The sequence below is a fragment of the Janthinobacterium sp. GW456P genome, assembly GCF_002127655.1.
Taxonomy (GTDB): Bacteria; Pseudomonadota; Gammaproteobacteria; order Burkholderiales; family Burkholderiaceae_D; genus Janthinobacterium.
This window is the reverse complement of sequence record NZ_NEHB01000010.1, coordinates 74,827-96,221: the sequence shown is the minus strand read 5'-3', so window position 1 is coordinate 96,221 and position 21,395 is coordinate 74,827. Positions and strand designations below refer to the sequence as shown.

The following is a 21,395-nucleotide window of genomic DNA, read 5'->3' as shown; positions in this document are numbered from 1 at the left end:
AGGGTTCCAGTATTCTGTTGTTCGATGTTGCTGATATTGGGCTCAGCTTGCGCTGGCCGCGCGCAGGGTGGCCAGCAATTGCGCCAGCTGCGCCTTGTCGCGTTCGAGCGCCGCCAGGCTCGCTTCGAAGCCGGCGATTTTCTGTTCCAGGTTGCCCGTGGCGTCGTGGATGCGCTGGATCGAGGCAAAGCGCAGTTTCAGCTGTTCCTTGTACTCGACGATCTGCGCTTCGAGGGGCGCCATGATGACTTTCAGCCAGGCGCTGGCGTCGTCGTTGGCATTGGTGAAACTGCGGCGCACGCGCGAGGCGATGGTGTCGAAGAATTTTTCCATCAGCACGACGCGGCTGGTGGTGAGCAGGGTGGCCGTGCCGAACTGTTTATGGTAGACGGCCTCGATGTCGGCGATCTCCTGGCGGTAGCGCGCCAGCGAAAACGGCATCGGCAAGGCCAAGGCGAGACCATGTTCGGAAGCGAATTTGCGGTACATCACGTTCATCATTTCCGTGATCTCGGCCGTCTTGCCTTCCGAGCGGTCGAGGTTCTGGCCGATGCGTTCGAAATACTGGCGCACTGCTTCGCGCAAGCCCGTGAAAAAGCGGCTGCGCTGCATGGCGGCGCGCACGCCGTCGATATCGTCGCGCACGATGTCCATGCCCAGGCTCGTGTACAGCTCCGTCGACAGCCGGGTAAACACGGCGCGCGTCGCCTGCAGCTTGAACAGGCTGCTGTCGAATTCCTTTTTCTCGATGTCGATGCGCCGCATCATGTGGGCGATCACGCTCTGGTTCTTGCCGCGCAGGCTGTGCAGCTCGTGCAGCTGTTCCGCGATGCCGCGCGCGCGGGCCGCCGCCTGCACCTGCTGCGCCGCTTCGATGGCGTCCAGGTCGAACGCCAGCTGGCGCCGGATGATGTCCTTGCGCGCGGGGATCAGCTCCTCGAACAGGGCCGTCTCCAGCGCCTGCAGGCGGCTCTTTTCCAGCAGCGCCGCATCGTGGTTGATCTTGCCCACCAAGGCCTTTTGCGCCGAGACGGGGAACACCTGGCCCGCGTCCAGCGTCAGGAGGTGCGCCACGCTGGCCTGCTGGCGTTCGATCGCCTGCGCCACCTCGGCGTCGCCGCGCAATTCATCCCACATGCTGTCGATCTTGTTGAGCACCACCAGGCGTCCCGCGCCGGCGCCGATATGGTTGCGCCATACTTCGATGTCGCTGCGCGTGACGCCCGTGTCGGCCGCCAGGATGAACAGCACCGCGTGCGCATTCGGGATCAGGTTCAGGGTCAGTTCCGGCTCCGTGCCGATGGCGTTCAAGCCCGGCGTGTCGAGGATGACCAGGCCCTGTTTCAGCAGCGGATGGGGGAAGTTGATGATGGCGTGGCGCCACATGGAAATTTCCACCTGGCCGTCCTCGTCGAGCATGGCGGGAGCGTCCGCGTCGCCGGCGTCGTACAGGCCGTAGCGCGCCGCTTCTTCCACGCTGACTTTTTTCGTCAGGCTGACCTGGCGGATGGCTTCCTGCATGTCGCCGCCCGCTTCGATATTCAGGGGCAGGACGGTCCAGGCGGCGGGCAGCTCGCGGTAGTCGCTGGTCGACAGATTCTGCGCGCGCGTCTCGATGGGCAGCAGCCGGATCGATGGCGGCCAGGCCGCGTCGTACAGCAGCTCGGTGGGGCACATGGTGGTGCGGCCCGCGCCCGAGGGCAGGATGCGCTGGCCATAGCCGGCAAAGAAGATGGCGTTGATCAGTTCGGATTTGCCGCGCGAGAATTCCGCCACGAAGGCAACGGACAGACGGTCATCGAGCAGGCGGGAGCCACAGCGCGCCAGGCGCAGCGCGGAGGCGCCGTCGACCAGGCCCGCCGCGCTGGCGGCTTGCCGGTATGCCTGCAAGGCGGCCTGCACGTCCTGCCGCCATGCGCTGTATTGTTCCAGGTCTCTGACCATCTGGCTCCCTCTGTGAGTGTGCTTACTTTTGACAATTCACGCAGTAAAACGTGGAACGCTGTCCCTGCACGATTTGCCGGATCGGCGCGCCGCAGACGCGGCAGGGCTTGCCCGCGCGGTTGTAGGTGAAATACGTCTGCTGGAAGTAGCCGGACTGGCCGTTCACGCCGATGAAGTCGCGCAGGGTGCTGCCGCCTTGCACGATGGCTTCGGCCAGCACGTCGCGGATCGCCTGCGCCAGTTTCTCATAGCGGGCCAGGCCGATGCGCCGGGCCGGCGTCTTCGGATTGATCCCCGCGCGGAACAGGCTTTCGGAACAATAGATATTGCCCACGCCGACGACGATGTCGCCCGCCATCAGCACCTGCTTGATGTTGGTGCCCTTGTTGCGCGTTTTTTCGAACAGCAGCTGGCCCGTGAAGCCGCCTTCCAGCGGTTCCGTGCCCAGGCCGCGCAGCAGCGCGTGGCCGTCCAGCGGGCCGTCCGCCTCGTCGTGCCACAGCACGGCGCCGAAGCGGCGCGGGTCCGTCATGCGCAGCACCTGGCTGCCGCCGTCCGCGTCTTCCACGACGAGGTCGAAATGGTCGTGCTTTTGCGCCTGCGTCCCCGTCGGCAGCACGCGCAAATGGCCGGACATGCCCAGGTGGATAATCAGGGTGCCGTGGCGGAAGTGGATCAGCAGGTATTTGCCGCGCCGCCCCGTCAGGCCGATGGTTTGCCCCGATAATTGTTCGCCCAGGGCAGGGGGGAAGGGCCAGCGCAGGCCGTCGCGGCGCAGCACGACGGAGCGCACGGCGCGCCCTTCGAGGTGAGGCGCGACACCGCGCCGTGTGACTTCGACTTCTGGCAATTCTGGCATAGGGCTCGAATGGTTGAAAACCGGGTAAAAAACAGGCGGCTTGCCGGCCGAGGGCTGGCTCTGGCAGGCTACGCCGCCGCGACGCATATATTTCGTTACATACGTGAAGTACGCGATAGCCGCGTTGGGCGTAGAATCAAACTTTGCCGTTTAGCCAGGATCCGCCTTTGAAAAACGCTTTCGCCATTGTAACCTTGTCCGCCCTGATGGCCACGCATGCCATGGCACAGACGCCTGTCGCCCCCGCCGATGCCGCGGCCAGCCCCCCTGCGTCTGCGCCAGCCGCGCCGCAGGAGCCGGACGCCACCTCCAAGGAGGGGGCCGGCGGCGGCGAGCTGCCGAAGGTTGAATTGAGCAGCGACTTGCTGTACAAGCTGACCCGCGCCGAGATGGAATTCAAGAGTGGCCAGTGGCAAGGGCCGTACGTGACGATGATGGTGGCGGCGCAGCAGACGCGCGATCCGCGCCTGGCGCGCCGGGCTTCCGAAATGGCGCTGGCCGCCAAGCAGGGCAGCGAGGCGCTGGCGGCCATCCGGCTGTGGCGCGAGCTGGCGCCCGGCTCGGACGAGGCGACGCAGTTCTTCCTCGGCTTTGTCGTGTTGACGGACAAGATCGAAGAAGCGGAACCGATTTTCGCCGAACGCCTGGCCAATGCGCCGCAAGGCGCACGGGGCGTGGCCCTGTTCCAGATGCAGCAGATTTTGTCGCGCTCGAATGACAAGCTGTATGCCTATTCAATGGTGACGCGCCTGGTGCAGCCTTACCTGGACATGTTTGAAGCGCACCTGGTGCTGGCCCAGGGCGCCCTGTCGATCGGCGAGCGTGACCGCGCCATCGGCGAAGCGAACAAGGCGCTGGCCATCAAGCCCAATTCCGAACTGGCCGTGCTGACCCTGGCGCAGGTGACGGGCGAACCCGGGGCGGCGGGCAAGGTGCTGGCCGCTTTCCTGCAAAAGAATCCCGACGCCGTCGAAGTGCGCGGCGCCTACGCGCGCCTGCTGGTCGAACAGAAGCAGCTGGAACCGGCGCGCGACCAATTCCTGCTGCTGCTGAAAAGCGCGCCCGATAACGTGGGCGCCCTGTATGCGCTCGGCATCGTGGCGCTGCAGCTGGAAGACACCAAGGGCGCGGAGCAGTACTTCAAGCGCTTCCTGGCCGTGCTCGAGAAATCTCCCGGCGACACGCGCGATCCGTTCAAGGCCCTGATGATACTGTCGCAGATCGCCGAGACGCGCGGCGACACGGCGGGCGCCATCGCCTGGCTGGACAAGGTCGATAACAGCGCGTCGGCCGGCTATGTCGAGGCGCGCTTGCGCCGCGCCCAGCTGATCGCCCGCGGCGGCAATCTCGATGCGGCGCGCAAGGCGCTGACGGAAATCGACACGGACGATCCGGCGAGCCGGGCGCAGGTGCTGCTGGTCGACGCGCAATTCCTGCGCGACGCCGGCTATGTGCAAAGCGCGTACACGGTGCTGGAAAACGCCTTGCTGCGCTTCCCCGACAATCCGGAACTGCTGTACGACTACGCCTTGCTGGCCGAGCGCCTGGACAAATTCGAGCTGATGGAGGCCAGCCTGCGCCGCGTGATGGCGCTGGCGCCCGACAACCAGCATGCGTACAACGCGCTCGGTTATTCGCTGGCCGAACGGGGCGTGCGCCTGGAAGAAGCCCACGCGCTGATCGAAAAAGCGCTGCAGATGGCGCCGGGTGATCCGTTCATCATGGACAGCATGGGCTGGGTGCAGTTCCGCATGGGTAACCTGGCCGCCGCGGAAAACGCGCTGCGCCGCGCCTATGCCGTGCGCAGCGATCCGGAAATCGCCGTCCACCTGGGCGAAGTGCTGTGGCAGAAGGGCGACAAGGACGAAGCGCAAAAACTGTGGCGCGAGGCGCAAGGCAAGGATCCGAAAAACGAGGCGCTGAAAAGTACGCTGGCGCGCCTGAATGTCAGTTTGTGATTGAATCGATTAACTCAACTATAAAAAACCAGCGCCATGGCGCTGGTTTTTCCTTGTACCCATGTTAAAAAAACTGCTTCCCCTCACACTCGTCTGCCTGTCCCTCTCGGCCTGCTCGACCCTGAGTTCCCCGTTCTCGTCCGGCGCCGCGCCATCGGGCGAGGCAGTCGCGCCCTACCGCGAACAGGTGGAGCTGACGGGCCGCCTCAACGTCGTGTACCAGAAAGATGACAAGCCCGAATCGGCCACCGTCAATTTCAACTGGCAGCAGACGGCGCAGCGCACGGACGTGACCCTGTATTCGCCCGTCGGCAGCACGCTGGCGACGATCGCCGTCACGCCGCGCGAGGCCGTGCTGACGCAAAGCGGCAAGGCGCCGCGCAGCGCGCCCGATGTCGACACCCTGAGCGCGCAGATGCTGGGCTGGTCCTTGCCTGTATCGGGCTTGCGCGACTGGCTGCAAGGGTATGCCGTGGGCGCCGACGGCAAGCGCTTCGTCGCGTCGCCGGCCAACGACAGCGTGACGACGAAAGACGGCTGGCGCTTGCGCTATGTGTCGTGGCAAGAAGTAGGGCAAAATGCGGCCGACAATACCCCGGGCGCCTTGCCCCAACCGCGGCGTATCGATGCCGAACGCAATGCCAGCGCGCAGGCCGATGCCGTGTCGCTGCGCATCGTGCTCGATCCCGCCCCATCCGCACCAGCGCCATGACATTGACGACTCTGAATAACTGCCCGGCCCCCGCCAAGCTGAACCTCTTTTTGCATGTCAACGGCCGCCGCGCCGATGGCTACCATCTGCTGCAGACGGTGTTTCAATTGCTCGACCATGGCGACACCCTGTACTTCGCGCTGCGCGACGACACGGCGATTGTCCGCGTGACGGAACTGGCCGGCGTGCCGCAAGAGCAGGACTTGATCATCCGCGCCGCCAGGCTGCTGCAGGCCGAAGTGCTGCGCCGTACGGGCGCCTTGCCGCGCGGCGTCGATATCGCCATCGACAAGGTGCTGCCCATGGGCGGCGGCTTGGGCGGCGGCTCGTCCGACGCGGCCACGGCCTTGATGGCGCTCAATCGCCTGTGGCAGGCCGGTTTGACGCGCGAGGAATTGATGGCGCTGGGCTTGCCGCTGGGCGCCGATATTCCGTTTTTCATCTTTGGCGAAAACGCCTTTGCCGAAGGCGTGGGCGAGGCCCTGCAGCCCGTCGCCACGCCTGACTGCTGGTATGTGGTGATCGAGCCGGGCGTGCAAGTGCCGACCGCCGCAATTTTTTGCGCGGAAGGCTTGACGAGAAATACCGAACCCGTCACAATAGCGGACTTTTCCAGGTACCTCGCAGAAGGAAACGATGCGGGCGGGTTTGGAAAGAATGATTTACAGCAAGTAGCATGCAGTCTTTTCAAGCCGGTAGCAGATGCGGTAGAATGGCTGGGTGCTTACGGTGAGGCCAGGATGACTGGTTCCGGTGCTTGTGTGTTTAGTGCGTTTGGCAGTCAGGAAGAAGCGGATGCGGTGCTCAGCAATGTGCCACCAGTCTGGACCGCCTGGAAGGCAAAAGCGCTGAATCGCCACCCGATGCTCACCATGTTGTAGAGAGCAAAAAAAGATTTTGCTTAGCGTCAAATAGTCGGTATAATACTGGCCAACATGACGGCAAGCAGTCAGTAACGTAGGGGAATCGCCAAGCTGGTTAAGGCACTGGATTTTGATTCCAGCATGCGAAGGTTCGAATCCTTCTTCCCCTGCCACCCTTTCACCGTAGTCTGTCGATGCGAAGTTGGCGTCCAGTACGGGAAAAAGCAGATGTGCCGCCACGCGGCATATTCTAAACAATGACTGACCGGGCCTATGCCCGGTTAGTGCTTTTCAAGACTTCTTTATCACCTCTTGGGACTCCCATGGCTTACGAAAACCTGATGGTTTTTACCGGCAACGCGAATCCAGCGTTGGCAGAGGGGGTCGCAAAAAACCTCGGCATTCCTCTCGGTAAAGCAAACGTTTCGAAATTCTCCGACGGCGAAGTAATGGTCGAGATTAACGAAAACGTGCGCGGCAAGGATGTTTTTGTTTTGCAATCCACCTGTGCTCCAACCAACGACAGCTTGATGGAAATCATGCTGATGGTTGATGCCTTGAAACGTGCTTCCGCTGGCCGCATCACCGCCGCGATTCCTTACTTCGGCTACGCCCGCCAAGACCGCCGTCCACGCTCCGCGCGTGTGGCGATTTCGGCCAAGGTGGTGGCGAACATGCTGGAAGAAGCCGGTGTCGAGCGCGTCCTGATCATGGACTTGCACGCTGACCAGATTCAAGGTTTCTTCGATATCCCAGTCGACAATATTTACGCTTCGCCAATTTTGCTGGGCGACCTGCAAAAGAAAAACTACCAGGATCTGCTGGTGGTGTCGCCGGACGTCGGCGGTGTGGTACGTGCGCGCGCCCTGGCAAAACGCCTGGGCTGCGACCTGGCCATCATCGACAAGCGTCGTCCAAAAGCGAACGTGTCCGAAGTGATGAACATCATCGGTGAAGTCGAAGGCCGCAACTGCGTGATCATGGATGACATGGTCGACACGGCAGGCACCCTGACCAAGGCTGCCGAAGTGCTCAAAGAGCGCGGCGCGAAAAAAGTCGTGGCGTATTGCACGCACGCGGTGCTGTCGGGCCCGGCGATCGACCGTATTTCGGCCTCGCCGCTCGATGAGCTGGTCGTGACCGACACGATCCCCCTGTCCGAAGCGGCCCTGGCCTGCGGCAAGATCCGTCAATTGACGTGCGCGCCGCTGCTGGCCGAGACGTTCAAGCGCATCATCAAGGGCGATTCGGTGATTTCCCTGTTTATCGACTGATTCGATAAATAGAAACAGACGTCATGCCTGCGGCGCGACCGGCTTTTGCCTGTTGCGCCGCAGTGTTTTCATTTTCGGGGTGTTTTTCACCCCATTTTCGAAGATTCCTGGTCGCGGGAGTCTTCATAACACAAGGCGCAAGCCTTGTTCTTCTTGGAGTTTCACATGAAAGTTATCGCATTTAAACGCGAATTGCAAGGTTCCGGAGCGAGCCGCCGCCTGCGCACTTCCGGCCAAACCCCTGGTATCGTCTACGGTGGCGCTGAAGCCCCTGTGCTGATCTCGCTGGATCACAACGCCCTGTACCACGCGTTGAAAAAAGAAGTGTTCCACTCGTCGATTCTGGATCTGGAAATCGACGGCGTTTCCCAGCAAGTTCTGTTGCGCGACTTCCAAGTCCACGCATACAAACAACTGGTTCTGCACGCTGACTTCCAGCGCGTTGACGCTAAGCAAGCTATCCACGTGAAAGTGGCGCTGCACTTCGTAAACGCTGACGTTTCCCCAGCAGTCAAACTGCACGGCGCGACCATCAGCCACGTAGCCAACGAAATCGAAGTTTCGTGCCTGCCAGGCCAACTGCCAGAATTCATCAACGTTGACCTGTCGAACATCGACGTCGGTCACTCGCTGCACGTTGGCGATCTGGTCCTGCCAGCTGGCGTGACCGCTGTCACCCACGGCGCCAACCTGACCATCGCTACCGCTTCGGTACCGGCTGGCCACGTTGCTGCTGAAGCCGCTGCTGCTGAAGTTGCTGCTGACAAGAAGTAATTTTGCCGCCGCAGCAATGCGGTAGTTGCAAGGAAAAACCCGTTCGGTTCGCTCCGAACGGGTTTTTTTCCGCCTGTTTTCACCGATAATGCTTTCTTTTACATTGCAGACACAGCCATGCCCATACGCCTGATCGTCGGCCTCGGCAACCCGGGACCCGAATACGAACAAACCCGCCACAATGCCGGCTTCTGGCTGGTGGACAATCTTGCCAACAGCTTGCCCGGCACGCGCCTGCAGCGCGATTCGCGCTACAACGCCATGCTGGCGAAAACGTCGATAGGCGGCAACGAAGTGTGGCTGCTCGAACCGCTGACCTTCATGAACCGCTCGGGCCAGTCCGTGGGCGCACTGGCGCGCTTCTTCAAGATCGCCGCCGATGAAGTGCTCGTCGTGCACGACGAACTGGACTTGATGCCCGGCATCGCGCGCCTGAAGAAGGGCGGCTCGGCCGGCGGTCACAATGGCTTGAAAGACATCACGGCCGCGCTGGGCACGCAGGATTACTGGCGCTTGCGCCTTGGCATCGGCCATCCGCGCACCCTGAGCCTGCAGCAGCAGGTAGCCGATTTCGTGCTGCACCGCCCGCGCCGCGAAGACCAGGAGCTGATCGAGCAGGCGATAGAAAAATCCTTGCAGGTGATGCCGCAGATCGTCGACGGCAAGTTCGAGGCGGCCACCATGAAATTGCATACCGCGTAATTATTTCCCCGTCTTGCCGAAGCTGGCCATGATGGTCTTTGCCATCTGCTGCTGGCTCGCCTGGGCACTGCTGCCTTCGCCCGCATTGGCGGCGATCAGCAGGCCGTCGCCGCTGCCGGGCGCCAGAGCGATCAGCGCGTGCCAATAGCCGTTCGAGCCCAGGTGCGTGAGCACGCGCTGCGGCGCCTGCGGCGGAAAGTGCATCAAGCCCCAGCCCAGCGCGGCATTCGTCTCGCCCTGCGCCGTGTGCAGGAAAACATAGGTTTCCTTCTTGAGCAGCTTGCCCTTGCCTTGTTCGCCGTGCAATTGATCGAGCGCAAACTTGGCCCAGTCCTGCATGCTCAGGTGAATTTCGCCGTCGGGCGCCATCATCAGCGGATTGCTGGCCATCAAGCCTGCGATCGGCTTGCCTTCCTTGTGCCCCAGGTTCTGCCCCCGCACGGTGGGGCCGAACGCGGCCCGCATGCCCAGCGGGCCGAACACTTCCTCCTGCATCAGCGTTTCATAGGTCTTGCCCGTGACGCGTTCGGCGATGGCGGCGGCGATCATGGCGCCGCTGTTCGAGTAGTGCGATGCGCCGCGCGGCGCGGCCACCGGGGCATCGGCCAGCGCGCGCTGCGCGTATTCCAGGCGCAGCAGCGGCAGCGGGCGCGTATCCGTGTAGGTGGAATTGATCCATGCCTCGTCCGGATTCGGCGGCAGGCCGGCGCGGTGCGACAGCAAGTCCGCCAGGTTGACGTCGCGGTACTCGGCGCGCATGCCGGCACTGAGCGCGGGCAGCATGCCCGACAGCGGCGCATCCCACGACAGCACGCCCCGTTCCACCAGCCGCGCGATCAGGGTCACCGTCATGGCCTTGCCGTCGGAACCGATATTCCACACGTCGTCGGCGCGCACGGCATCGTTGCCGTCATTGGCGCGCACGCCAGCCTGCGCCTGCGCCTCGATCTTGCCGTCGCGAATGACAAGGATCGCCATGGCCGGCACGCTCTTGTCGACCAGTGCCTGCTGCAGCATGGCGTTCAAGTCATGGGCGTGGGCGGCGCCGCTCAGTAACAAGGCGGTGCTGCAAACGAAGGCGGCAAGCAGGGTTTTCATGGTGTCTCCAGTCGATATGGTCAGTGGAAGATGCTAGAATAGTCGCAAAACATGATTTAGTTATTGTTTTACGATAATTTATTCTAACAACACTTTTCCCATCCGTATACTTTTACATATGAAAAAACATCAGGCGGGGCCGGCGGCGCTGAGCCGGCGCGTGCGCTACGGCGTCTCGGGATTTTTCGTGCTGTACCTGTTATTGACGGTACTGGGCTGGCTGGCGCCCGCGCCGGCCGTGCAGGGGGCGGTCGGCGGCGCCGGCATGTATGAACTGTTGCTGCAATTGCAGAGCCAGCCCTTTGCACGCCTGGCGGCCATGCCTGCCTGGCAACGGGGACTGGGCCTGGCGCTGGCCTTGCCGGCCCTGTGCGTGCTGGGCGACGCCGTGCGGCAACTGGCAGCCGTGCTGCGCCAGTTCGAGCAGGGCGTGTATTTCACGCCGCAGGTGGCGCGCCAGTTTCGCCGCTTTGCCGGCGGTTTGCTGCTGGGAACGGTGCTGACCTTGCTGGAGCCGACCGTGCGCGGCATGCTGTTCGGCTTGCTGGAAGAGGGCCGGAGCCAGTTGCGCCTGGCCATCGATATCACGGGCGGCGACCTGTGGACCTTGTTGCTGTGCACGGTGTTCCTGGCGCTGGCGCAAATCCTCCATGAAGGCCAGAGATTGGCCGATGAAAATAGCGAGTTCATCTGATGGGCATCGTCGTGCGCCTCGACCTGGTACTGGCCAGGAAAAAAGTGAAATCGAAGGAACTGGCTGCCTTTGTCGGCATCACGGAGCAGAATTTGTCCCTCTTAAAATCGGGCAAGGTGCGCGGCGTGCGTTTCGATACCCTGTCGAAAATCTGCGAGATGCTCGAATGCCAGCCCGGCGACATCCTGGAATTCGATGCATCGCGGCCGGATGACGGGGATGGCGACAGTTAAGGTCAACGAGGGTGGTTTTTTTGAAGAGTAGGGTGCATAGAGGTACAATTGACCCTTAGAGCAGTAATACAGCAAGATTATCCAGAAAACGCCCGCAACGGCCGTTTTGCACCAGCCGCTTGCCGGCAATATTGATTATTTAAAGGTTTTCCATGAGTCTCCAATGCGGTATCGTCGGCTTGCCGAACGTCGGCAAGTCCACCCTGTTCAATGCACTGACGAAAGCCGGCATCCCGGCTGAAAACTATCCGTTCTGCACCATCGAGCCGAACGTCGGCGTCGTCGAAGTGCCGGATCCGCGCATGGCCGCGCTGGCCGGGATCGTCAAGCCGGAACGCATGGTCAACGCCATCGTGGAATTCGTCGACATCGCCGGCCTGGTGGCCGGTGCATCGAAGGGCGAGGGCCTGGGCAACCAGTTCCTGTCTCACATCCGCGAAACGGACGCCATCGTCAACGTCGTGCGCTGCTTCGAAGATGACAACGTCATCCACGTGGCCGGCAAGATCAACCCGCTCGACGATATCGAAGTCATCCAGACCGAACTGGCGCTGGCCGACATGGGCACCGTGGAAAAAGCCATCCACCGCGAAAACAAGAAAGCCCGCTCGGGCGACAAGGACGCGGCCAAGCTGCTGGCCATCATGGAACGCATGATGCCGTACCTGAACGATGCCAAGCCGGTGCGCGCCATGGGCCTGGACAAGGACGAAATGGAACTGATCAAGCCCTTGTGCCTGATTACGGCCAAGCCGGCCATGTTCGTGGCCAACGTGTCCGATTCGGGCTTCACGGACAATCCGCTGCTGGACCAGCTGACCGAATACGCGAAATCGCAGAACGCCCCCATCGTCGCCATCTGCGCCGCGCTGGAAGCGGAAATCGCCGACCTGGACGATGCCGACAAGGGCGCTTTCCTGGCCGACATGGGCATGGAAGAGCCAGGCCTGGACCGTCTGATCCGCGCCGGCTACAAGCTGCTGGGCCTGCAAACCTACTTCACGGCAGGCGTGAAGGAAGTGCGCGCGTGGACCGTTCCCGTGGGTGCCACGGCGCCGCAGGCGGCGGGCGTGATCCACACCGACTTCGAACGCGGCTTCATCCGCGCGCAAACCATCGCCTATGACGACTTCATCGCCTACAAGGGCGAGGCGGGCGCCAAGGAAGCGGGCAAGATGCGCGCCGAAGGCAAGGAATACGTGGTCAAGGATGGCGACGTGCTGAACTTCCTGTTCAACGTCTGATTCCCGGCGCGGCCCCCATGCCGGGGCACGGTGTGTCAGAAACCCTGCACGTCATGGATTTGCAGGGTTTTTTATTGCCCGGATGGTCAGCATGCCTGGCATCGGGCGGCGTCTAGTCCTCGCGGCCCCGCGCCAGGCTGTCCGAGCGCTGCCACGTCCACAGCAGCCCGATGCCGGCCGAGGTTCCGCTGTTCTGGCGCAGCAAAGGGCTGGCGCGATTGGCGGCGCCTGTGTAATTGTCGTAGCGCAAAAATGCAAAGGCGCGCCAGTCCTGGTGCAGCCGGTACGAGCCGCCCAGGCCCAGGCGCGTGAGCATCAGTCCGCTTTTGGCGGCATACGCGGGGCGCCCATCGGTGGCAAACGCGGGGCTGACGCCATACAAGTAATCGTTGATGGCGGCATTGCCCAGCACGGCGCCGACGCTGGCATCGGCATGCCATGCCTGCTGCCCGCCTTGCAGCGCGTACACGAGGCGCGGCTCGAACGTGGCGCCCTGGCGGCGCAGGCCGCCGCGCGCTTCGATGACGGCGCGCAAGGGCAGTTCCAGGCCCAGGCGGCTGTGCTGCGTCGGCTCGGCCAGCTTGATTTTCAGGCGCGGGCCAAATTCCACCAAGGTGCCAAGGTCGGGCATGCCGCGCCGGGCCGGCACGTCGCTGGAGCGGGCCGGCAAGGACAGGGCAAAACCGATATCGAAGTCGTGCCGGTCCGTATCGAGCAGGCGCGCACCCACGCCGGAGCGGTCGGCGCGCAGCACCTTTCCGCGATAAATCAGATAGGGCAGGGCCAGGCTGCGCGTCGAGCGCTCGCTGGCGCCCGGATAGGCGGGCGTGACGGCCGTGCCGCCAAACACGCCCGCTTCCCATAAGGGTAACGCCGGCTCGGCGGCGCACGCGGGCGCCATGGCGGCGAAGGCGGTGGATGCTGCCAGCAAGGTGCGCGCGACGTTCATGGGGGCACTGCGCAAGGTTTGCCGGCCTGTAGCGATTCCAGCGCCTTGTCGCTGAGGGCGCTCGAGGTACGGGCCTGCTTTGCCAGCGCGATAGCCTGGCGGAAATGAAATGCGGTCGCGTCGTAGCGGCAGGCGGCGCTGGCGGCGCGTCCCGCTTCGTGGTGCAGTCTCGCCTGCCAAGCAAGATCGCCATGGCCCAGCTCGGCATTGTCGGCCGCGGCCGCGTAGTTGCGCATGGCTTGCGTCCAGTCGCCGTGGCTGGCCGCCTCGCGTCCGAACTGCTCCTGCTGCGCCGCCATGCGCAGTTCCATCTGCGTGGAGCAGGCGCCCAGCGCCATCAGGACGAAGGGCAGGACGAGACAGGAGCGGAAGGACAGGAGTGTGGACATGGCGCCACTGTAGCGCATGGGAAGGCGCGCACGTTTGCGCAGAACGCGTCAATCGGGGCTTTTTTGTAGCACTGATGACATATAATTTGCACACGACTTTGTTATCTTTGACACATCACCGAACGGGAGCACCATGTTTTCACGTAAATTCCATTCCTGCGCACAGCTGATGCTGGCTACCTTGCTGATGGGCTTTGTCGCCGCCTCGCCTGCGCGCGCGCAGGAAGCGGCCGTCAAATTGCCGAATGTGGTGATCCTGGCCACGGGCGGCACCATCGCCGGCAGCGGCGCCGACAGCACCACCACCGTCGGCTATACCTCGGCCACCGTGGGCGTCGAGCGCCTGATCGCGGCCGTGCCGGAACTGAAAAAAGTAGCGAACGTGAAAGGCGAGCAAGTGTTCCAGATCGCCAGCGAAAGCATGGGCAACAGCCACTGGCTGACCTTGGCCAAGCGCATCAACGTGCTGCTGGCCTCGAACGATGTCGATGGCGTGGTCGTCACGCACGGCACCGACACCATCGAGGAAACGGCGTATTTCCTGAACCTGACGGTGAAAAGCCACAAGCCGGTCGTGGTGGTGGGCGCCATGCGTCCGTCGACGGCCATCTCGGCTGACGGCCCCATCAACCTGTACAACGCCGTGTTGCTGGCCGGTAGCAAGGAAGCCGTGGGCAAGGGCGTGCTGGTGGCCTTGAACGACCAGATCAACGCCGCGCGCGAAGTGAGCAAGACGAACACCTCGACGACCGACACCTTCAAGTCGCCGGAACTGGGCATGCTCGGCTACATTCAGGGCAGCAAGCCTTTCTTCTATCGCCAGTCGACGCGCAAGCACACCCTGGAATCGGAATTTGACATCGGCAAGCTCGACGCCCTGCCGCAAGTGGACATCGTCTACGGCTACGCCAACATGAACCGTGTCGGCATGGATGCTTTCATTGCCGCTGGCGCCAAGGGCATCATCCACGCGGGCGTGGGCGATGGCAGCGTGGCTGCGCAAATGAAGCCGGCCCTGGTGGAAGCGCGCCAGAAGGGCGTGCTGATCGTGCGTTCGAGCCGCGTCGGCCAGGGCATCGTGGCGCGCAATGGCGAAGCCAACGACGATGAACTCGACAGTGTCGTATCCGATACCCTGAACCCGCAAAAAGCCCGCATCCTGCTGATGCTGGCCTTGACCAAAACCAACAGCACGCAAGAAATCCAGCGTATTTTCTACACATATTGATCCTTGTCGCGCCAGGCCAGCCTCATCGGCTGAGCCTGGCTGATTTACGCTTGCCCGCTTTGCTGCCATACTTCGCTTCTGAATAATTTCCTGGCAGAAGCAGCAACACTGTTCCTTCTCCACCTGGCCATGGCTATCCTGTCCGACATCATCCTGTATCCGATCAAATCGTGCGCCGGCATCCATTTGCGCGAGGCGGTCCTGACGCGTTCAGGGCTGATGAGCGAGCACGTGTTCGACCGCGAATGGATGGTGGTGGACGAGCAGGGCCGCTTCCTGACCCAGCGCGAGCATCCGCGCATGGCGCTGATCGTGCCGTCCATCAAGGCCAGCACGCTGGAATTGCGCGCGCCGGGCATGCTGCGCCTGGAAATCGAACTGGGCTTGCCGCATCCGCAACTGGCACCGGTGCTGGAGGTGCAGGTGTGGGACGACAGCGTGCGCGCCTACGATTGCGACGAGGTGACGGCGACATGGTTTTCCAAGGCCATCGGCGTGCCCTGCCGCCTCGTGCGCTTTCACCCGGACGCGGTGCGCGCCACGAGCACCACATGGACGGATGGCGTGGCCGCCTCGACCATGTTTGCCGACGGCTACCCGGTGCTGATCGCGGGTGCCGCCTCGCTAGCCGATGTCAATGACAAGCTGCGCGCCGCCGGCCGTGAAGCGCTGCCGATGAACCGCTTCCGCCCCAACCTCGTCATCGGCGACATCGGCGCCTTCGAGGAAGACTATGCCGAATTCCTGCAATTGGGCGCGACGACCTTGAAACCCGTCAAGCCGTGTTCGCGCTGCCCGATCCCGTCGGTGGACCAGGCCACGGGCGTGCCCGGACCGGATCCGCTCGACGTCATGCATGGCTATCGCGCCAAGCCCGAGCTCGACGGCGCCATCTGCTTCGGCATGAACGCCATCGTCACCGAAGGCGGCGATGAGCGTATCGTGGTGGGACAGGACATCGGTTTCGAACTGGCATTTTAAGCATGGCGCCCGTATACAAGGGTTTAAGGTTTCTATGAATCAAGCAATACCGCCGGACCCGCGCATTGCCAGCCTGGAAGCCGAAAACCAGGCCTTGCGCGCGCGCATGGCTTTCCTGCTGGAACAGGTCGAGCGCAACCACGACATCATGTGCCGCCATCAGGCGTTCGACCTGGAAATCGTCAGCGCGTCCACGTTTCCCGAGTTGATCGGCACCATTTTCCGCACCTTGCCCGTGATTTCCGACCTTGACGGCGTCACCTTGAGCCTGCTCGACGAGGATGACGATATCGTGCTGGTGATGGAAAAGCTGGGCGTCGATTTCAGTGCCTTCCCGCAGTTGCTGTTCGTGCATGCCGTGGCGGAGCTGGGGTTTACGTCGCCGGTGCCGGCGGCCGAGGGCGAAGCGGCCTTGCCGCCATCGCCGTTGCTCGGTGCCTTCGACGCGGCCGTGCATGGCCCGCGTTTTCCGCAGATCGCATCTCTGCGCAGCGTGGCGCTGGTGCCCTTGTTGCGCAACAAGCGCCTGATCGGCAGCCTGAACCTGGCCAGCAGCGATGTGACGCGCTTTACGCCCGCGCTGGGCACGGATTTCATCAAGCACATGGCGTCCATCATCGCCATTTGCCTGGAAAACGTGATCAGTAATGAAATGCTCAAATACATCGGCTTGACCGATTCCCTGACGGGCGTCTACAACCGCCGCTATATCGACCGCCGCCTGCTGGAAGAAATCGCCCGCGCGCGGCGCCAGAATTATTGCATCTCATGCATGTATATCGATATCGACCATTTCAAGCTGTTCAATGACAAGCATGGCCACCAGGGCGGCGACGAGGTGCTGCGCGAAGTGGCCACACGCATCCGCACGGAATTGCGCCGCTCCGATGCACTGGGCCGCTTCGGCGGCGAAGAATTCGTCGTGCTGCTGATCGACGCCGACCTCGACAGCGCGACCTTCGTGGCCGAACGCATCCGCGCCAGCATCGCCGGCACCATGTTCGACTTGCCGGGCAGTGCGCAAGCGTGGGTCAGCGTGTCGATCGGCGTGGCCAGTCTGGAAGCGGACGCGGCGCTGCTCCCGATCGAAACGGTGGCGCAGCAACTGGTGGCGCACGCCGACCAGGCCCTCTACCAGGCCAAGGCCGAAGGCCGCAACAAGGTTGTCAGCTGGCGGCCGCAGAGCAGCTGAGCAAGGTCGGCTGATTATTTCAATAGCAAGGTTTCGGCCTTGGCCACGGCGTCGGCCGTGCCGCGCAGCACCACCACGTCGCCGCTGGCCAGCTGCGTTTCGGGGCTGACATCGAGGCTGCCGCGGCCGCGGCGGATGGCCGTCACAAACGCGCCGCAGCCGGCCACGTCGATCGCACTCAAGGGCAAGTCCACGCAGTGCGCGCCTTCGCTGACGGTGACCGTATGCAGGCGTTCCAGTTCGGCATCGTCGCCGGCGTCGCTGGAACCATGAAAATAGCCGCGCAGGGACGCATAGCGTTCCTCGCGCGCCGCCTGTACCCGGTGCACCACGCGGCGCAGGGGCACGCCCATCATGATCAAGGCGTGCGAAGCGAGCATCAGGCTGCCTTCCATCAATTCCGGCACGACTTCGGCCGCACCCGCACTTTTCAGCTGGTCGAGGTCGGTGTCGTCGTGGCTGCGCACGATGACGGGCAAGGTCGGCGCCATTTCTTTGAGTAAATGCAATAACTTCAGTGCCGAGGGGGTGTTGGCGTAGGTGATCACCACCGCGCTGGCCCGGTAGATGCCGGCGGCCACCAGGCTTTCGCGCCGGCCCGCGTCGCCATACGAGACGTGGGCGCCGGCCAGCTGCGCTTCCTGCACCCGTTCCGGGTCCAGGTCCAGCGCGTGGTATTCGATCTTTTCTTCCGCAAGCAGGGTGGCCAGGCTTTGCCCGCTGCGCCCGAAGCCGGCGATCAGCACGTGTTTCTGCGAAGCCATCGTGCGCGTGGCGATCCTGGTCAGCGCCAGCGACTGCATCATCCAGTCGTTGGCGGCCAGTTTCATGACGATGGCGTCGGACTTGGCGATGAGAAAGGGCGCCACCAGCATCGACAGCACCATCGAGGCCAGCACCACCTGCACGACGAACGGGTCCATCAACTTGATGCCGCCAGCCAGATTCAGCAGCACGAAGCCGAACTCGCCCGCCTGCGCCAGCGCCAGGCCCGTGCGCAATGACACGCCCGTCGATGAGCCGAACAGCCGGGCCAGGCCCGCGATCAGGGCGAATTTCAGCAGCACGGGGCCGCACAGCAGGAGCAGGACGAGCCACCAGTTGTCGAGCACCACGCGGATATTGAGCAGCATGCCGACGGTGATGAAGAACAGGCCCAGCAGCACGTCGCGGAACGGTTTGATGTCTTCTTCCACCTGGTGCTTGAATTCCGTCTCGGAAATGAGCATGCCGGCGACAAACGCGCCCAGGGCCAGCGACAGCCCGGCCCGCTCCGTGATCCAGGCCGCGCCCAGGGTGATCAGCAGCAGATTGAGCATGAACAATTCCTGCGAGCGGCGCTTGGCGACGATGGTCAGCCAGCCGCGCACCATCTTCTGGCCGAGGAACAGCAGCAAGATCAGCACGACGAGGGCCTTGCCGCCGGCCCAGGCCAGGGTTTCGGCCAGGTTGTCCGAATCGCGCGTGAGGGCGGGAATCAGGATCAGCAGGGGCACGACGGCCAGGTCCTGGAACAGCAGGATGCCGATGATCTTGCGGCCGTGTTCGCTTTCCAGTTCCAGCCGCTCCGTGAGCATTTTCGAGACGATGGCCGTTGACGACATGGCCAGCGCGCCGCCCAGGGCGAACGCGGCTTGCCAGCTCAGGTGGATGTAGGCGGACAGGTAGCGCCCGACGCACCAGCCGAAGACGACGGTGGCGATGATGGTGGTGACCACCTGCGCCATGCCAAGGCCGAAGACGATGCGCCGCATGGCGAGAAACTTGGGCAGAGAAAACTCAAGCCCGATGGAAAACATCAGGAAGACGACGCCGAATTCGGCAAGGGTGTGGCTGGCTTCGTTTTCCGCCGCCAGGCCCAGCGCGTGGGGGCCGATAACGATGCCGACGGCCAGATAGCCGAGCATGGGCGGCAAATGCAACATTCTGAAAGCGACCACGCCCAGCACGGCGCTGCCGAGTAACATCAGGGTCAGTTCAAGCGAGGAAAACATGGGTTGCCCGGTGCGGTCAATGGAAATCGTTGTTTGTTGTGACTGGCAAGTTTTTTGCTTTCCTAATTCGTTTATACTTTGGGCATGAGTGTAACCCATGAAAAAACAATGCTGAAAGCTTTTGATCGAATTGACATGCAAGCGACGACCGAGCGCGCCGTCGCGCTGGCCCGCACCACCTTGCAGATCGAGTCCGATGCCATCAATGCGCTGCATGCGCGCCTGGCCACGGACGACAGCGTGGGCCGCGCCGTGGCGCTGTTGCTGCAATGCAAAGGAAGAGTCGTCGTCTCGGGCATCGGCAAGTCCGGCCATATCGCGCGCAAGATTGCCGCCACCCTCGCTTCCACCGGCACGCCGGCCCTGTTCGTGCATCCGGCCGAAGCAGCTCATGGCGACCTGGGCATGGTCACCTCGGACGATGCTTTTATTGCCATCTCGTACTCGGGCGAGTCGTCCGAACTGATGGCCATCATGCCCGTCGTCAAGCGCATGGGCGGCGTACTGATTTCCATGACGGGTAAACCGAATTCCAGCCTGGCCCAGTTGGCCGACGTGCACCTGGATATTTCTGTTGAAAAAGAAGCCTGCCCGCTGAATCTGGCGCCGACGGCCAGCACCACCGTCACCCTGGCCCTGGGCGACGCGATCGCCGTGGCCTTGCTCGACTTGCGCGGCTTCAAGGAAGAAGATTTCGCCCGCTCGCACCCGGGCGGCGCGCTGGGCCGTCGCCTGCTGACGCACGTGCATGACGTCATGCGCAGCGGCGAACGGGTGCCGAAAGTACCCGTGGACGCCTCGCTGCTGCAGGCGCTGGAAGAAATGACGAAGAAGGGCATGGGCATGACGGCCGTCGTCGATGCGGACGACCGCCCCGTGGGCGTGTTTACGGATGGCGACCTGCGCCGCATGTTCGAGCGCGTGCAGGATTTCACGCAAGTGGCGATCCGCGACGTCATGCATGCGCAGCCGCGCAGCATCGCGCCCGAACGCCTGGCTGTCGACGCCGTGGCCGTGATGGAGCAGTTCCGCATCAACCAGATGCTGGTCGTCGATGCCGACGGCAAGCTGGTGGGGGCGCTGCATATCCATGATCTGACGCAAGCGAAGGTGATCTGATGGAGAGCGTAGCGGACAACCTGGCGCGCGCGGCCAAGGTCAAACTGATGATCTTTGACGTCGACGGCGTGCTCACCGACGGCAGCCTGCATTTCGGCCCCGATGGCGAAATGATGAAAACGTTTAATGTGTATGATGGCCTGGGCATCAAGCTGCTGCAGGAATCGGGCGTGCAGACGGCCATCATCAGCGCGCGCCGCTCGGCCATCACGGCGCGCCGCGCGCAAGACCTGGGCATTACCCATGTGCACCAGGGCGGTCACGACAAGCTGACGCCGTTTCGCGAACTGCTGGCGCTGACGGGCTTGACGGAAGAGCAATGCGGCTACATCGGCGACGACGTCATCGATGCGCCCATCCTGCGTCGCGTGGGCTTTGCCGTCAGCGTGCCGGGCGGGCGTCCGGAAGCGCAGGGCCTGGCGCACCATGTGACGCAGGCCGGCGGCGGCCGCGGCGCGGTGCGCGAAATCTGCGAATTCCTGCTGCGCGCCCAGGACAACTATGCGCGCGTCATGGCGCCGTTCCTGGAGTGAGGTGCGCCTTGCCGCCAGTGACCTATGAAAGAGTGAAACCCTATGCGTAAGCCAGGAGGCGCCCATCGCTGGCGCATGATTTTTACCCTGCTGGGCGCGGTCGTCGTCGCGCTGGCCAGCTTTTGGCTGCTTGAAGTGATGAACAAGAATGGCCAGGACATCAAGGCCAGCAAGCATCTGGATGAGCCCGATTATTTCATTACCAATTTCAGCCTGGTGCGCATGGACTTGACGGGTAAGCCCAGCTATATCGTGTCGGGCAACAAGCTCACGCATTATCCGGCCGACGATTCGTCCGATATCGACCAGCCCTTCGTGCGCAAGCTTACGCCCGGCATGCCGCCGCTGAACATGAATGCGGAACTGGCGCATATCGACCAGGACAATACCCGGCTGCAACTGCACCGCAAGGTCGTGATCGACCGCGTGGCCAGTCCGAAGGCGCAGAACCTGACGGTCAGGACGGAAGCGCTGACGGTGTTTCCGGACGAAGAAAGAATGGAAACGGACGTGCCTGTCGATATCCTGACGGGCGCCTCGCGCATCAATGGTATCGGCATGAAGGCCAATAACGCCACCGGCGAAGTGGAAGTGCAGAATGCGTTGCGCATGGTCCTCCCGCCGAAACCGCGCCCGGCCGCGGCGGCAAAATGAC

At 62.9% G+C, this 21,395-nt stretch carries 21 protein-coding genes and 1 tRNA gene; 16 read left to right on the top strand and 6 right to left on the bottom strand.

The window, feature by feature from the left end:
- Positions 1 to 42: 42 nt before the first annotated feature.
- Both CBW66_RS11370 and mutM read right to left on the bottom strand, forming a co-directional pair.
- Positions 43 to 1,944, bottom strand: coding sequence for a dynamin family protein (locus CBW66_RS11370; RefSeq protein WP_086139020.1), 1,902 nt, complete (start codon positions 1,942 to 1,944; stop codon positions 43 to 45).
- Positions 1,945 to 1,966: 22 nt separating this feature from the next.
- Positions 1,967 to 2,803: a bifunctional DNA-formamidopyrimidine glycosylase/DNA-(apurinic or apyrimidinic site) lyase gene (gene mutM / locus CBW66_RS11365; RefSeq protein ID WP_070221676.1), complete on the bottom strand. Its 837-nt coding sequence runs from the start codon at positions 2,801 to 2,803 to the stop codon at positions 1,967 to 1,969.
- A gap of 167 nt (positions 2,804 to 2,970) precedes the next feature.
- Between mutM and CBW66_RS11360 the strand changes: the two genes are divergently transcribed.
- The 7 genes from CBW66_RS11360 to pth all read left to right on the top strand — a co-directional run bounded on the left by CBW66_RS11360 (position 2,971) and on the right by pth (position 9,086).
- Positions 2,971 to 4,761 (top strand): tetratricopeptide repeat protein, encoded by a 1,791-nt coding sequence (locus tag CBW66_RS11360; protein WP_086139019.1) that lies wholly within the window; start codon positions 2,971 to 2,973, stop codon positions 4,759 to 4,761.
- Between the two features lie 61 nt (positions 4,762 to 4,822).
- Positions 4,823 to 5,473: an outer membrane lipoprotein LolB gene (locus CBW66_RS11355; protein WP_086139018.1), complete on the top strand. Its 651-nt coding sequence runs from the start codon at positions 4,823 to 4,825 to the stop codon at positions 5,471 to 5,473.
- Positions 5,470 to 6,354, top strand: a complete 885-nt coding sequence (gene ispE, locus CBW66_RS11350; RefSeq protein ID WP_086139017.1) for a 4-(cytidine 5'-diphospho)-2-C-methyl-D-erythritol kinase — start codon at positions 5,470 to 5,472, stop codon at positions 6,352 to 6,354. Before CBW66_RS11355 ends, ispE begins: the two co-directional genes overlap by 4 nt.
- A 78-nt stretch (positions 6,355 to 6,432) precedes the next feature.
- A tRNA-Gln gene (locus CBW66_RS11345) sits at positions 6,433 to 6,509 on the top strand.
- 150 nt (positions 6,510 to 6,659) lie between these two features.
- Complete coding sequence (locus CBW66_RS11340) at positions 6,660 to 7,610, top strand: ribose-phosphate pyrophosphokinase (protein ID WP_034753270.1); 951 nt, start codon at positions 6,660 to 6,662, stop codon at positions 7,608 to 7,610.
- A gap of 165 nt (positions 7,611 to 7,775) precedes the next feature.
- Entirely contained in the window at positions 7,776 to 8,384 is a 609-nt protein-coding gene (locus tag CBW66_RS11335) for a 50S ribosomal protein L25/general stress protein Ctc (RefSeq protein ID WP_086139054.1), read from the top strand.
- Between the two features lie 117 nt (positions 8,385 to 8,501).
- Positions 8,502 to 9,086 (top strand): aminoacyl-tRNA hydrolase, encoded by a 585-nt coding sequence (pth, locus tag CBW66_RS11330; protein ID WP_086139016.1) that lies wholly within the window; start codon positions 8,502 to 8,504, stop codon positions 9,084 to 9,086.
- On the opposite strand, the gene CBW66_RS11325 is transcribed toward pth, so the two are convergent.
- Complete coding sequence (locus CBW66_RS11325; RefSeq protein WP_086139015.1) at positions 9,087 to 10,184, bottom strand: serine hydrolase; 1,098 nt, start codon at positions 10,182 to 10,184, stop codon at positions 9,087 to 9,089.
- Between the two features lie 118 nt (positions 10,185 to 10,302).
- Between CBW66_RS11325 and CBW66_RS11320 the strand changes: the two genes are divergently transcribed.
- The 3 genes from CBW66_RS11320 to ychF all read left to right on the top strand — a co-directional run bounded on the left by CBW66_RS11320 (position 10,303) and on the right by ychF (position 12,355).
- Positions 10,303 to 10,878 carry a DUF2975 domain-containing protein gene (locus CBW66_RS11320; protein WP_086139014.1) on the top strand — a complete coding sequence of 192 codons (576 nt, stop codon included), beginning with the start codon at positions 10,303 to 10,305 and terminating at the stop codon, positions 10,876 to 10,878.
- Positions 10,878 to 11,111 carry a helix-turn-helix transcriptional regulator gene (locus CBW66_RS11315; protein WP_086139013.1) on the top strand — a complete coding sequence of 78 codons (234 nt, stop codon included), beginning with the start codon at positions 10,878 to 10,880 and terminating at the stop codon, positions 11,109 to 11,111. Before CBW66_RS11320 ends, CBW66_RS11315 begins: the two co-directional genes overlap by 1 nt.
- Before the next feature lie 152 nt (positions 11,112 to 11,263).
- Positions 11,264 to 12,355, top strand: coding sequence for a redox-regulated ATPase YchF (ychF, locus tag CBW66_RS11310; RefSeq protein ID WP_086139012.1), 1,092 nt, complete (start codon positions 11,264 to 11,266; stop codon positions 12,353 to 12,355).
- 112 nt (positions 12,356 to 12,467) lie between these two features.
- Here the strand turns inward: ychF and CBW66_RS11305 are convergent, their stop codons facing one another.
- Positions 12,468 to 13,304: a MipA/OmpV family protein gene (locus CBW66_RS11305; protein ID WP_086139011.1), complete on the bottom strand. Its 837-nt coding sequence runs from the start codon at positions 13,302 to 13,304 to the stop codon at positions 12,468 to 12,470.
- Complete coding sequence (locus CBW66_RS11300; RefSeq protein WP_139841685.1) at positions 13,301 to 13,693, bottom strand: hypothetical protein; 393 nt, start codon at positions 13,691 to 13,693, stop codon at positions 13,301 to 13,303. Before CBW66_RS11300 ends, CBW66_RS11305 begins: the two co-directional genes overlap by 4 nt.
- 133 nt (positions 13,694 to 13,826) lie before the next feature.
- Between CBW66_RS11300 and CBW66_RS11295 the strand changes: the two genes are divergently transcribed.
- The 3 genes from CBW66_RS11295 to CBW66_RS11285 all read left to right on the top strand — a co-directional run bounded on the left by CBW66_RS11295 (position 13,827) and on the right by CBW66_RS11285 (position 17,094).
- The gene (locus CBW66_RS11295) at positions 13,827 to 14,921 is read left to right on the top strand and encodes a type II asparaginase (RefSeq protein WP_139841684.1); all 1,095 of its coding nucleotides are present in this window, start codon (positions 13,827 to 13,829) and stop codon (positions 14,919 to 14,921) included.
- 129 nt (positions 14,922 to 15,050) lie between these two features.
- Entirely contained in the window at positions 15,051 to 15,902 is an 852-nt protein-coding gene (locus CBW66_RS11290) for an MOSC domain-containing protein (protein ID WP_086139009.1), read from the top strand.
- A 34-nt stretch (positions 15,903 to 15,936) separates the two neighbouring features.
- Positions 15,937 to 17,094 carry a diguanylate cyclase gene (locus tag CBW66_RS11285; protein WP_086139008.1) on the top strand — a complete coding sequence of 386 codons (1,158 nt, stop codon included), beginning with the start codon at positions 15,937 to 15,939 and terminating at the stop codon, positions 17,092 to 17,094.
- Positions 17,095 to 17,108: 14 nt separating this feature from the next.
- Here the strand turns inward: CBW66_RS11285 and CBW66_RS11280 are convergent, their stop codons facing one another.
- Entirely contained in the window at positions 17,109 to 19,088 is a 1,980-nt protein-coding gene (locus CBW66_RS11280) for a monovalent cation:proton antiporter family protein (RefSeq protein ID WP_086139007.1), read from the bottom strand.
- 108 nt (positions 19,089 to 19,196) lie between these two features.
- Between CBW66_RS11280 and CBW66_RS11275 the strand changes: the two genes are divergently transcribed.
- From CBW66_RS11275 to lptC, 3 genes are read left to right on the top strand one after another with little or no spacing between them, the layout of a single operon-like run.
- Positions 19,197 to 20,207, top strand: a complete 1,011-nt coding sequence (locus CBW66_RS11275; RefSeq protein WP_086139006.1) for an SIS domain-containing protein — start codon at positions 19,197 to 19,199, stop codon at positions 20,205 to 20,207.
- Entirely contained in the window at positions 20,207 to 20,740 is a 534-nt protein-coding gene (locus CBW66_RS11270; RefSeq protein WP_070221654.1) for an HAD family hydrolase, read from the top strand. Before CBW66_RS11275 ends, CBW66_RS11270 begins: the two co-directional genes overlap by 1 nt.
- A 42-nt stretch (positions 20,741 to 20,782) precedes the next feature.
- Complete coding sequence (lptC, locus tag CBW66_RS11265; protein ID WP_230492228.1) at positions 20,783 to 21,394, top strand: LPS export ABC transporter periplasmic protein LptC; 612 nt, start codon at positions 20,783 to 20,785, stop codon at positions 21,392 to 21,394.
- Position 21,395 lies beyond the last annotated feature (1 nt).

What these genes read in the sequence shown, in the direction of transcription:
- CBW66_RS11370 (WP_086139020.1), bottom strand. Translation starts at nt 1,944, where the DNA reads ATGGTCAGAGACCTGGAACAATACAGCGCATGGCGGCAGGACGTGCAG.
- mutM (WP_070221676.1), bottom strand. Translation starts at nt 2,803, where the DNA reads ATGCCAGAATTGCCAGAAGTCGAAGTCACACGGCGCGGTGTCGCGCCT.
- CBW66_RS11355 (WP_086139018.1), top strand. Translation starts at nt 4,823, where the DNA reads ATGTTAAAAAAACTGCTTCCCCTCACACTCGTCTGCCTGTCCCTCTCG.
- ispE (WP_086139017.1), top strand. Translation starts at nt 5,470, where the DNA reads ATGACATTGACGACTCTGAATAACTGCCCGGCCCCCGCCAAGCTGAAC.
- CBW66_RS11340 (WP_034753270.1), top strand. Translation starts at nt 6,660, where the DNA reads ATGGCTTACGAAAACCTGATGGTTTTTACCGGCAACGCGAATCCAGCG.
- CBW66_RS11335 (WP_086139054.1), top strand. Translation starts at nt 7,776, where the DNA reads ATGAAAGTTATCGCATTTAAACGCGAATTGCAAGGTTCCGGAGCGAGC.
- pth (WP_086139016.1), top strand. Translation starts at nt 8,502, where the DNA reads ATGCCCATACGCCTGATCGTCGGCCTCGGCAACCCGGGACCCGAATAC.
- CBW66_RS11325 (WP_086139015.1), bottom strand. Translation starts at nt 10,184, where the DNA reads ATGAAAACCCTGCTTGCCGCCTTCGTTTGCAGCACCGCCTTGTTACTG.
- CBW66_RS11320 (WP_086139014.1), top strand. Translation starts at nt 10,303, where the DNA reads ATGAAAAAACATCAGGCGGGGCCGGCGGCGCTGAGCCGGCGCGTGCGC.
- CBW66_RS11315 (WP_086139013.1), top strand. Translation starts at nt 10,878, where the DNA reads ATGGGCATCGTCGTGCGCCTCGACCTGGTACTGGCCAGGAAAAAAGTG.
- ychF (WP_086139012.1), top strand. Translation starts at nt 11,264, where the DNA reads ATGAGTCTCCAATGCGGTATCGTCGGCTTGCCGAACGTCGGCAAGTCC.
- CBW66_RS11305 (WP_086139011.1), bottom strand. Translation starts at nt 13,304, where the DNA reads ATGAACGTCGCGCGCACCTTGCTGGCAGCATCCACCGCCTTCGCCGCC.
- CBW66_RS11300 (WP_139841685.1), bottom strand. Translation starts at nt 13,693, where the DNA reads ATGTCCACACTCCTGTCCTTCCGCTCCTGTCTCGTCCTGCCCTTCGTC.
- CBW66_RS11295 (WP_139841684.1), top strand. Translation starts at nt 13,827, where the DNA reads ATGTTTTCACGTAAATTCCATTCCTGCGCACAGCTGATGCTGGCTACC.
- CBW66_RS11290 (WP_086139009.1), top strand. Translation starts at nt 15,051, where the DNA reads ATGGCTATCCTGTCCGACATCATCCTGTATCCGATCAAATCGTGCGCC.
- CBW66_RS11285 (WP_086139008.1), top strand. Translation starts at nt 15,937, where the DNA reads ATGAATCAAGCAATACCGCCGGACCCGCGCATTGCCAGCCTGGAAGCC.
- CBW66_RS11280 (WP_086139007.1), bottom strand. Translation starts at nt 19,088, where the DNA reads ATGTTTTCCTCGCTTGAACTGACCCTGATGTTACTCGGCAGCGCCGTG.
- CBW66_RS11275 (WP_086139006.1), top strand. Translation starts at nt 19,197, where the DNA reads ATGCTGAAAGCTTTTGATCGAATTGACATGCAAGCGACGACCGAGCGC.
- CBW66_RS11270 (WP_070221654.1), top strand. Translation starts at nt 20,207, where the DNA reads ATGGAGAGCGTAGCGGACAACCTGGCGCGCGCGGCCAAGGTCAAACTG.
- lptC (WP_230492228.1), top strand. Translation starts at nt 20,783, where the DNA reads ATGCGTAAGCCAGGAGGCGCCCATCGCTGGCGCATGATTTTTACCCTG.